4 protein-coding genes are annotated in these 3,127 nt (G+C 69.3%); 1 reads left to right on the top strand and 3 read right to left on the bottom strand.

From position 1 onward, the window contains the following. On the bottom strand, positions 1–369 hold a 369-nt coding region (locus AC27VN_RS37090; RefSeq protein WP_490879877.1), incomplete at its 3' end, for an amidase family protein. Continuing rightward, complete coding sequence (locus AC27VN_RS37095; protein WP_490879878.1) at positions 366–1,319, bottom strand: nitrilase family protein; 954 nt, start codon at positions 1,317–1,319, stop codon at positions 366–368. The genes AC27VN_RS37090 and AC27VN_RS37095, both read right to left, overlap by 4 nt. A gap of 210 nt (positions 1,320–1,529) precedes the next feature. Between AC27VN_RS37095 and AC27VN_RS37100 the strand changes: the two genes are divergently transcribed. After that, a complete protein-coding gene (locus tag AC27VN_RS37100) occupies positions 1,530–2,021 on the top strand; it encodes a winged helix-turn-helix transcriptional regulator (protein WP_398498198.1) in 492 nt (163 codons plus the stop codon). 4 nt (positions 2,022–2,025) lie between these two features. On the opposite strand, the gene AC27VN_RS37105 is transcribed toward AC27VN_RS37100, so the two are convergent. After that, positions 2,026–3,127: AI-2E family transporter (locus tag AC27VN_RS37105; protein ID WP_490879879.1), on the bottom strand; the 1,102-nt coding region annotated here is incomplete at its 5' end.

Raw genomic sequence — 3,127 nt, forward strand, 5'->3', positions numbered from 1 at the left:
CGGCACCGCGCCGGCCGCGCGCAACTGCCGCACGCAGGCCGCGTCGTCATGCGCCACGTGCTCGAGGTACAGCGCCGACCCCTGCGTGGTGGGCTGGCCCGCGATGTCGATCAGGTCCTTGATCGCCACCGGCATGCCGTGCAGCGGGCCGCGGTTGATGCCTTGCCGCAGCTCGTCGTCGGCACGCAGCGCGGCGGCGCGCGCGCCCTGCGCATCCACGCGCACGAAGGCGTTGAGCCGCGGGTTCCGAGACTCGATCGCGGCCAGCGAGGCCTCGATCAACTGCGCCGAGGTGCGGCGGCCCGCGCGCAGGTCGTTCGCGAGCGTGGCGATCGTCTGCCGCGCGAAGAAGCCGAAGGTCTCGCTCATCGCGGCAGCGCCCGCGCACCGACGTAGCCGAGCAGCGGGTCGTAGAGGTCGGTGCGGCGGTCGCGGTGCAGGTCGTTGAGCGGCGTCCAGATCGGTGCCGAGCGCGCCGCGCCGATGTCGACGTCGGCGTAGAGGATGGTGTCCTCGTCGGGGCCCGCGATGCGGCCGATCGGCCAGCCGTTGGTGCCCGCGATCAGCGAGTTGCCCATGAAGCCCGCGCCACGCTCGGTGCCGATGCGGTCGGCCGTCGCGATGAAGATGCCGTTGGCATGGGCCGCCGTCATCGTGAGGTAGGCCGCCATGCAGGTGCCGCTGGCGTCGTACAGCGGCGGCGGCGTCCAGACCCAGTTGGTGGGCGCGCAGACGATGTCGGCACCCAGCTGCGCGAGGATGCGCGGCACCTCGGGGAACCAGATGTCCCAGCACACCAGCAGGCCGATGCGGCCGATCTTCGTCTCGAACACCGGATAGCCCTCGTCGCCGGGCGTGAACCACAGCTTCTCGTTGTTCCACAGGTGGGTCTTGCGGTAGCGGCCGATGTAGCCCTCGGGCCCGACCAGCACCGCGGTGTCGAACAGCTGCAGCCCGTCCTGCTCGACCAGGCAGCCGACGATGTAGATGCCGTGCTGCGCCGCATACGACACCCAGCCCTGCACCGCGGCACCGCCGGGCACGGGCTCGGCATGGGCATAGGCCTCGGCGCGGCCGCTGAAGCAGTAGCCGGTGGTCGCGAGCTCGGGCAGCACCACCAGCTGCGCGCCGTTGGCGACCGCGGCATCGAGCCGCTGGTAGATCGCCGCGCTGTTGCGCGCGAGGTTCTCCACGCCGACCTGCGGGTCGAACTGGACCACGGCCACGCGCACGGGACTGGCGCGCAGGCCGGGAACGGCATCGGCGCCGCGGACGATGTCGGCGGCAGGGGACGGGTGCGTATCGGATGAAGCGGTCATGGATGGCTTTCTGCGCGCTGGCAAAGGGAGGGATCGAATCGGCTATCTGGTTTTTATTTGAAACCTTATTGATCGTAGGCAGATCGGTTTTTATTTGCAACCTGATGGACCAAACAGCCCCGCCGCACCGCAAGGTCTTGCGGCAGCTCGCATGCAGGCAGCGTCGAGATGGTTTAATCCTGCAACCACATCCACCCGCAACGCATCGCCATGGCCCGCCGCAAAAGCCTCAAGGAAGACGCCTGTCCCATGGCGCGCACGCTCGACATCCTCGGCGACCGCTGGTCGCTGCTGATCGTGCGCGACGCCTTCGACGGCATGAAGCGCTTCGGCGAGTTCCAGCAGAGCCTGGGCGTGGCGAAGAACATCCTCGCAGACCGCCTGAAGAACCTGGTGAACGAGGGCGTGCTGAGCCAGGCACCGGCCTCCGACGGCTCGCTCTACCAGGAGTACCTGCTGACGCCCAGGGGCGAGGGGCTTTTCCCGGTCGTGGTGGGGCTGCGCCACTGGGGCGAGCAGCATCTCTATGCCAAGGGCGAGCCGCACTCGGTGCTGGTCGAGCGCGAGAGCGGCAAGCCGGTGCAGCGCATCGATCTGCGCACGCACGACGGGAAGCCGCTGGCGCCGGCGGCGACCTTCGTGAAGAAGCTGCCCGAGAAGCCGGCGCCGAGCGGCCGGCCGGCCTTCAAGTCGGCGGGCTGAGCCGCTACTCGCCCAGCAATTCGCCGATCGGCTGCAGGTCCTCGACCCGGTCGCAGATGGCCTTGATCACCATCGTGATCGGGATGCCCAGCAGCAGTCCCCAGACGCCCCAGAGCCAGCCCCAGAAGATCACGCCGACGAACACCGCGACCGGGTTCATGCGGCTGGTGCGGCTGGTGAGCCAGGGCATCAGCAGGTTGCCGACCAGGGTGTGGATCAGCAGCGAGGTGCCGGCCACCAGGATGCCCATCTCGAGGGTATTGAACTGCAGGAAGGCCACCAGGCCCGCGGCCGAGAGCACGATCACCGAGCCGATGTAGGGGATGAGGTTGGTGACCCCGGCCACGATGCCCCACACGGCCGCGTTCTGCAGCCCGAGGGCCCAGAAGGCCAGGCCGGTGGCAACGCCCACGAGCACGCTGGTGAAGATCTGCACCAGCAGGTAGCGCTCGATGTTGCGCGTGATGTCGTCGAGCACGTGCACGGTGATCTTCTTCTTCTCGAGGCTGGAGCCCGAGATCTTGATCAGCTTGCGCCGGAAGGTGGAGCCCGAACAGAGCGCGAAGTAGGTGAGGAAGGCCACCAGCGTGAGCTGCCCGGCCGCGCCGAGCAGGCCGACGGTGCCGGTCCAGAGGTAGTCGCGCACGTTGAACGGCGGCCGCTCGATCACCACGCGCGCGACGCCGCGTCGGGCCAGCGCGCGCGAGTTCTCCTCGGCCGCGCGCTCGAGCTGAGAAGCGGCCTGCTGCACGCTGTCGAGCGTGCCGCCGGTGCTCTTGTCGGTGCGCGTGGCCTGGCGCAGCTTCTGCGCCGCGGCCGGCAGCGAATCGAGCAGGGACGAGGCGCTGCCCGAGAGCGAATAGCCGGTCCAGCCGATGGCGCCGCACAGGCCGAGCAGGATGACGGCGGCGCCGATCCAGCGCGGCAGCCACCAGCGCTCGAGCCGGTCGACCAGCGGCGACAGCGCATAGCTCAGCAGCAGGCTCAGCATCAACGGGATGAACACCGACTGCGCCCACTGCAGCGCGAACACGCTGGCGAGCACCGCGAGCACCACCAGCGAGAAGCTGCGCACGTCGACCGGCACGCGCAGCACCGGCAGGTCG

The sequence above is a fragment of the Variovorax sp. 20P10.2.4 genome (assembly GCF_058244205.1).

Coding starts and splice junctions, on each gene's coding strand:
- AC27VN_RS37095 (WP_490879878.1), bottom strand. CDS start 1,319: ATGACCGCTTCATCCGATACGCACCCGTCCCCTGCCGCCGACATCGTC.
- AC27VN_RS37100 (WP_398498198.1), top strand. CDS start 1,530: ATGGCCCGCCGCAAAAGCCTCAAGGAAGACGCCTGTCCCATGGCGCGC.